The sequence below is a fragment of the Dissulfurimicrobium sp. genome (assembly GCF_049968175.1).
Taxonomy (GTDB): domain Bacteria; phylum Desulfobacterota; class Dissulfuribacteria; order Dissulfuribacterales; family Sh68; genus Dissulfurimicrobium; species Dissulfurimicrobium hydrothermale.
Genome location: NZ_JBMFRG010000074.1, coordinates 1 through 7,544, shown reverse-complemented (window position 1 = coordinate 7,544; position 7,544 = coordinate 1). Strand labels below are relative to the sequence as shown.

The following is a 7,544-nucleotide window of genomic DNA, read 5'->3' as shown; positions in this document are numbered from 1 at the left end:
CGCCTCAAGCGCCTCTGGTGACGAATTCACATGGAGATTGCTGAAGCTCCCGTCTTCATTTTGCCAGCGTTCATGCCAATAGATCGCCGCCTTGACCCTCGTATACCTGGTCTCAAACCCGCTTAAGGCCTCTTTTACAAAACCTGCCTTGTCAGCCGGCGGGAATTCACCCACCCCCCATTCTGCAACGATGACGGGCTTGATCGGATCAAGCCCACAGATCTCTTTGTAGGCATTATCCATCACATCGTAAAAAGAGGCCCAGTCCTGCCACTTAAACATCTTTCCATAGACGCTCAGGCCCAGCCAGTCTACATATTCCGGACCCGGGTAGTAATTTGCAATCCTATTCCATGCAGCCTGCGGGAGACCGTAATGATTTACATGAAACCCCCATAGGATGTTGTCTGCACCCCTGGCCCTTACCCTGTCGACCACATACCTATATGCCTTTTTGTATAATTCGGGTCCTTGATATAGGACAACCGAGCCCTTACGCCTTACGACCTTACCCCCACCATAGAAGTAACCTGACCATGGAAACCACGTGCCATTCATCTCCAGGCCCCATGAGACAAGAATGGGTTTACCATATCGCCGCGCCGCATCCGCCCACTTGTCGATATAGCCGTCCCACCTGCCTTTAAGAATGCTGCGCAAATTAAATCGATCTGGTCCACGGCTTTCTTGATACGGCCTGTCCCACGGCGACCAAAAAACAAGGGGGATTGCACCATATCGCGATATGATCTCTAGTTGTCTTTGAGGGAATGTCTGCTCCCCCCAAAAATTCCCAAAGGCCACCACAGCAAGGTGCCTGCCGATCATCTTTTCAAGATCTTCCAAAGCATCAAAGGTGACATGAGATTCCCCATCGCCGAAATCGACATATGCACCGGTATAAGCCCCTTTTTCAGGCATAATTAGCACCTGCGGGCCATTTTTTTTGACCTTTATGTCATTATTGGCGTGTCTGCAACCGACCATGAAAAAGAGAAAAATAGATGGAATCAAAAAAAATATAGTCATCTTTTTCATGTCCATGGCAGATTTCGTCATCATAAAATTACTTTGTTAGATCCTGCAGGAAACCGAAGCTGTGCGTTCCAGTTTGCCCCAATTCACCCAAACGCCCTTTATGGCCCTAGAAATGGCCTTTAATATTGCAAAACTCAAAACAGGTCTATAGATGAATCTCATCGGCAGCACAAGCCAGATCTGCCCAAGATCTTCCCTTTCTATAAGACAGGCAACCGCAGCCAGGGCGATATCCACCAATAAAAAGGCCAGGAAATAGAAATAGAGGATGCCGTTTGCATGGCCGAATATCAATGAAAAGAACAAGATGGCATCCACAACCGGCCCGACAGCGATCAACAAGATATTAAAAAACCAGATGCTTGGTAGACTGAAAAACCCTAGCGCCTTATACCGCGGATCAAACAACATATCTCTGTGTTTCCATAGACATTGCAGCGTGCCAAAGGCCCAGCGGAATCGTTGTTTGGCAAAGGCGCCGATCGTCAAGGGGACCTCTGTCCAGGCCAAGGCCGAAGGGGCGTAGCATATCTTGAAACCACTCTTATGGAGGCTCAAGGTCAGATCCGTATCCTCCGCCAGGGTGTCGGTGCTTATACCGCCAGCCTTAGCGATTGCAGTTTTTCTAAATGAACTTACGGCCCCCGGGACTACAGTGATGCAATTGAGTTCATGATAAGCACGCCTATCTAGATTGAATCCGCATGAATATTCCAGTGATTGCATCTTTGCGATGAGTGTATATGGATTCCCTACCCTGGCATGTCCGGAAACCGCACCTACATCATTCTTTCGCAAAGGCGCAACAAGGTGCCGAATGGCACCCTGCTCAAGCTGTGTATCGGCGTCAAGCATAATGATGATCTCGTTTGAGGCTGTGTCAAGCCCGGTCCTCAAGGCCGCAGCCTTGCCCAGATTTGGCTGGCATATAAGCCGTATACGCCCGTCTCTTTGCGACATCCTGGCCGCTATCTCAAATGTCCTATCGCTTGAACCATCGTCTACCACGACAACCTCGATTCCACCTGGATAGTCGGCGTTCAAAACGGCATTTAAGGTCTGTCCTATTACCTTTTCTTCGTTATATGCAGCTATCAAGACTGTTACGGCCGGACAAAAATCAAGAAGATCCGTCACCTTGTGATCACGTCTACGGTTTTTAACAGCGAAAAAAGCCACAATAAATGTCCTTAGTATGATCAAGACAGTCGTCGCTATCATAAAGGCCCAGAAAAAATTCTCAACGACATGGATCAATCTGAAACTGCCTCCGCTTAACATCATTGTCATAGGCTGCTGATCGGCGGGTACAGTGGGCATCAATTGATCCTGGGAGACGCCGAGCATCTCCGCAAGAGATACGATCTTATCCCCCCTTGCAGAAAGATAATCGATGATCTCCGGCAGCGCCTTGACGGTTTGGCTGCGATCTCCGCCCGCATCATGGAGCAGAATGATGTTTCCGCCTGAAATCCTACCCCTTTTTACGGCCTCGATCATTTTTTTTACACCCGGTCGCGACCAGTCTTCCGTGTCGATGTCCTCTGTAACCGTAATATATCCCAGCTTCTGCGCAAGCTTGACCGGCACGAGCTCGCCAGGGTCGTGTGGATTTGTATCAGCATTGTAAGGAGGTCTAAAAAGCACTGTTGAGTGACCCGTCAAGACCTCAAACAGACGCTGGGTTGCATTGAATTCAAGATAGGCCCGCTCGCTCGATACCTTTGCTATGTTTGGGTGGGTATAGGTATGTATGCCGACGGTATGTCCTTCTTCCAATACCCTTTTTACTATATCAGGATATCTCTCCATATTTGAACCGATCATGAAGAAAGTGGCCTTTACACCCTTTGCCTTCAAGATATCAAGTATCTTTGGAGTCCATTCAGGGTCAGGTCCGTCGTCAAATGTCATAGAAACACATTCTTTACAACCATTGCCCTGATGAACCACTGTAAGATAATTTGGAAACTTTTCATAACGTTCAATCACAAAACCACTTTTGTCCAGATAAACCCGACGCCTTCCATCCGAACGCACGTCATCTATAGTGATGAAGTTTCCCCTACCGAGGTTTGCTATCATATCGGCCTGTTTTATGGTCTCAAGTTGACCGAGCTGTTCAGGTGCAACCTTCGTCGCTATATGCAGGGCATCCCATATGCCGGGGTCTTCTGTGCCCAGCCTGTATACAGCAACTCCGCCTGCCCCATGGGATCTCGAGACATTAAGTTGGTTCAAAAAGGTTACGGCATCCAAGAACCAAACGGTGTGGGCAACCCCTGCGTCTTCATATGCAAAATGTGGATTATAGTAAGGTGCCCCGAATTCACAAGAATCAAGTCCGGAACGGCCGGCCATGCTCATGGCGTCTGCGAAACCTATCGATTCAGCCGTACCATCACCGTCAGCCCAGTCGTAACCATAGGCGCCGAGTGCAATCACCCACTGGGACGGCTCCCCATATTCATCGACTAAGGTATCGAGCCAGCCGTTGAACCACTCCCATGATGCAATCGGGCCGGGCATATCGTGTTCAGAATTCTCGTCGTAAAGCATGGCGACAAACCGGTCTATCTCCTGGGCAAGGGCGTCCAGATCAAATACGGCCAAATCCATCCCCATTGGTACGCATAGCCACAACTCCATATCGTCGTCATGAAGGGACGAGGCGACCCTGACAAGAAACGCAGTCATGGCGGTCTTATATGAAGGATCGACCTGTTCGAAGTCGATGACCACACCGCCGGCGCCCATCTCTTTTAATTGAGACTTTAGCCTTGCTACAAATTGATCCTGTCTTGAAACCGGTCCGTTGATGAGCCCCTCCACGGCCTCTGGAGACCAAGCGTCGCCTGAGAGATTGCTCAAAAGCGGCATAAGGACAATCTTGCGATCCCTTGCCAGATCAAGGACCTTTTGCTCCACTGAGACCTCTAGTCTGCCAAGGCCATCCTTAATAACCATCCAATCAGGACAAAGATGGGTAAGTTCACCGGCGTGCCTCTTTAGTGAATCAAAGCTATTCGGGTCCCAGCTCTCATAAAAACCGAGGCATATCTTTTTTGAAGCTGCAGCGCTGGATTCGTTTTTATTTTTAAAGGGCAACGACGCCCCATTTTGGAGCTCCATTGACAAAAAGCCGCCTATCCCGCCCTTGCCTTTGGCGAACATGAGCCATAGCGGCCTTGTAATATTTTGGCTGAGCCTATTTTCCTTGTTCCGAAACACGCGCAGGCGTTCTTTTAGTTGCTGAACCGCGGAGGGCAGCCTTAATTGGGAAGGGATAAACAAGGCCTGTACAAACAAAATCGACCAGACGAAAAAGATTACGCCGGCCAAAAACATAATCAATCTAAGCCTTGGCCAGCGCTTGCCGCGGGCATCCAAAAAAACAAAGGAATCTGTATGGATATCAGGCATATATCACCGATTAATCCGGTCTGTTTTTGGGGTATTTTTAAATTTGAATAAAATTGATATATTGATTTAATTCTTCGACTTCACAGACCACATTGCATTTCGACCGATATAATACATGATTCTCTTTTATTTCATAGAGACTTTTATAAAGATATCGGCTGGCGCCATATTGATACAGGCGCCCTTTACTTCTATAAAGACTTATTGTACAAATTAAATGACCATAAGATCGGCCTGACCCTTGGAGTCCGCGGAATCCAATCAAAATGGGGGGTATTGAAATGGTCGTAATAATCAGAGAGACAAGAAATAGCGTCCTCGGTGCCGCATTATTTCTTCTAGCATCCATTCTCTTTCAATTTATCCCGTTTCTTCTCTCCATACAGGTTGTATATGCAGAATTAAGCGGACCCGACACTGCAAATGAACCGCTTCAATCGCAAAACACCATAGAAGCAACACCAGCCAACCAGAACGCCCAGGTCAAGCCGCAGGCCAATATACAGTGCTCCGAACTCAAACAGAACCTCGACAAGGCCTCAAAAGAACTTCAGAGGCTGAAACAGAATCTTTCTGATATGGAACAGGAGAATACACGCCTTAAAAAAGAGTTGGAAAAGAGGCCGGTGGAGGAGATGCAGACACCGGCCCTAAACAAGACGCTCGATACCATGAAAAAGGAACTGGAAGGGCTGCAGACGCAATTGACTTCCATTCAAAACAAAAACGAAAATCCAAGAGACAATAACGGTATCAGGTGGTTTATGGCAGGTGGTGGCATATTCCTGATCGGAATGTTGACAGGTTTTGTCTTTGGCCGCATGAAGAGAAAAAGACCATCGCTTATCTAGGCAACTACTCAATGTCAAATCGGGCAACAACGCCCGTCTTCTATTCCTTTTGGCCGGAATAGAGCCTTAGATATCTCTCCATCACCCTATCCCATGTATGGTTTTCCCGAATATCCGCAACGGCGTTTATGATTATGCGCCTCTTAAACTCCCGTGAATTCCTGAAAACGTCAAGCGCCCTTTTTATGGCCTCTTTTAGAACCGCCGGGCTGTGCTCGATATAAGAGAAGCCATTGAATCCATCCCTCACTTTTACAAGACCTCCTGTAGCCCTGACTACAGGGATATTGCCCATAAGTTGGGCCATAAAATCTGTAAGACCGCATGGTTCATAACGTGAAGGTATCACAAAGAAATCACCTGCCGCATATATCAAATTAGCCAGTCTCTGGCTGTAACCTGTCAGCAACGCCATGCGCCCCTTAAGATCGGGACGCTCCGCAATCCTGACAAGTTGCGTTACAATTTCTTTTTTCCCATCACCCAGAATGACAGACTGAAAGGCATTGTCTTCACCGAATAGGGCGTCGATGGCATCGGCGAGGACATCAATCCCTTTTTGTTCAGAAAATCTGCTTATTGCCGTAACCAATGGCTGATCAGGACGATATTTCAGCCCGCCGTATAATTTCAGGCCGTCAAGCTCTCTTTTTTGTATAAGTTCGCATAAGAACCTTTTACATTCAATCTTTCCACGTAGTTCGCCCTGTGCAGGATTAAATGCGGCTGGGAGACCGAGCCTTTCAGGCCGTGAAGGATCAAAATCATCAGGGTTTATACCGTTCGTGATCCCTACAAGCCTAATCCCCCTGTCCATAAGGGCATGCCCCAACCAGCCTGTCATGGCGTCCAGCTCCGTCTCTCTGAGCTCTCTTGCATAATTCTCACTTACCGTGTTTATGACCCCGCATGCCGCCCCGGCCAAAAAGGGATCGAAGCTTCCGTTCAACAGGGAGGAATAGATTACCCGCCAAGGTAGACCTGTATTGGCCTTTGCGAACGGTAGATCAGCTACATCTTGATGATAACCGATCCCTGCGTTGTGAATAGTGACAAGCGCTCTCGAGCTGCGAAAATAGTGCCTAAATCCCTCGATCTCCTTCATCAGCACCGGCGTCAAGGCTGCATGGCCGTCATGACAGTGGAATACATCCGGTCTAAGACCCATGGAGATGGCTAGTGCAAGGACCGCCTTCTGATGCAGCACGTTCATAGCAAAGTAATCATAATGCCCCTCGCCCATCTTGTGAGACGGATCCCGCCTTTCTTCTTCTTCTGTATAGGTATAAACACCAAGTTTTTCATGGAAACGCCCAGACTCGACAAGTATTATGTCAACGCCGTTTATCTCCCCCTTAAAAAAGCCAATCCTCTCGCGCCTTTCTTCATGAGCATAATTCATATCTATTTCAAGCTCAGGACCGAACGACTCAAATCCAATCTTACCCGGCTCAATAAAACCGTAACAAGGGACAACCGCTGTTACATCGTGCCCCGCCCTTACCAAGGCCTCCGATAGCTCGCGCACCACGTCTTTTATCCCGCCGGCGCCTGCGACGCCACTGTATTCCCTTGCAACCATCCAGATATTCATAACACTCCTCCTGAATCTCATATCTTACATCTTGTCAAGAACCGACCGATGATACTATAACTTACTAAATTTAAAAAACGGGTGAAAATCTTGTACGGCAGACCAGTATTAAACAATATCCTCGAGGCGATAGGCAATACCCCGCTTATACCAATCAAAAGACTGAACCCTAACAAAAATGTGACAATCCTCGCCAAGATGGAATCCTTTAATCCAGGAGGCTCCATCAAGGACCGCATAGCCCTCTCAATGGTCAGCCGAGCTGAAAAAAGGGGCGAGCTAACCAAGGACAAAATCGTGATTGAAGCAAGCAGTGGAAACACTGGCATAGGCCTTGCAATGGTCTGTGCCGTCAAGGGCTACCGTTGCCTAATTGCCATGAGTGAAGGAGCAAGCATAGAGCGACGCAAGATCATGCAGGCATACGGGGCCGAAATACTCCTGACCCCAGCCAAATTAAGCACCGACGGGGCTATAGAGGCGATCTATAAGCTCATTAGGGATGAGCCTGACCGCTATTTCTGTACAGACCAGTTTAACAATCCCGACAATTGGCTTGCCCATTATGAAGGCACTGCGCCTGAGATATGGCGCGACACGAATGGAAAGGTCAACATGATCATCGCTACAATGGGCAC

General features: G+C 48.1%; 5 protein-coding genes. 2 read left to right on the top strand and 3 right to left on the bottom strand.

What is annotated here, in order from left to right; all coding sequences use genetic code 11:
- Both ACP5SG_RS08710 and ACP5SG_RS08705 read right to left on the bottom strand, forming a co-directional pair.
- On the bottom strand, nt 1-1,062 hold a 1,062-nt coding region (locus tag ACP5SG_RS08710; RefSeq protein WP_428123606.1), incomplete at its 3' end, for a glycoside hydrolase family 26 protein.
- 12 nt (nt 1,063-1,074) lie between these two features.
- Nucleotides 1,075-4,269, bottom strand: coding sequence for a polysaccharide deacetylase family protein (locus tag ACP5SG_RS08705; protein ID WP_424661181.1), 3,195 nt, complete (start codon nt 4,267-4,269; stop codon nt 1,075-1,077).
- Between the two features lie 473 nt (nt 4,270-4,742).
- Between ACP5SG_RS08705 and ACP5SG_RS08700 the strand changes: the two genes are divergently transcribed.
- Nucleotides 4,743-5,312, top strand: coding sequence for a TIGR04211 family SH3 domain-containing protein (locus ACP5SG_RS08700; protein ID WP_428123602.1), 570 nt, complete (start codon nt 4,743-4,745; stop codon nt 5,310-5,312).
- Nucleotides 5,313-5,352: 40 nt separating this feature from the next.
- Here ACP5SG_RS08700 and ACP5SG_RS08695 read toward each other — a convergent pair whose 3' ends face one another.
- A complete protein-coding gene (locus ACP5SG_RS08695) occupies nt 5,353-6,906 on the bottom strand; it encodes a glycogen synthase (RefSeq protein ID WP_237888227.1) in 1,554 nt (517 codons plus the stop codon).
- A gap of 81 nt (nt 6,907-6,987) precedes the next feature.
- On the opposite strand from ACP5SG_RS08695, the gene ACP5SG_RS08690 reads away from it, so the two are divergent.
- A partial coding sequence (locus tag ACP5SG_RS08690) for a PLP-dependent cysteine synthase family protein (protein WP_428123598.1) occupies nt 6,988-7,544 on the top strand: 557 nt, incomplete at its 3' end.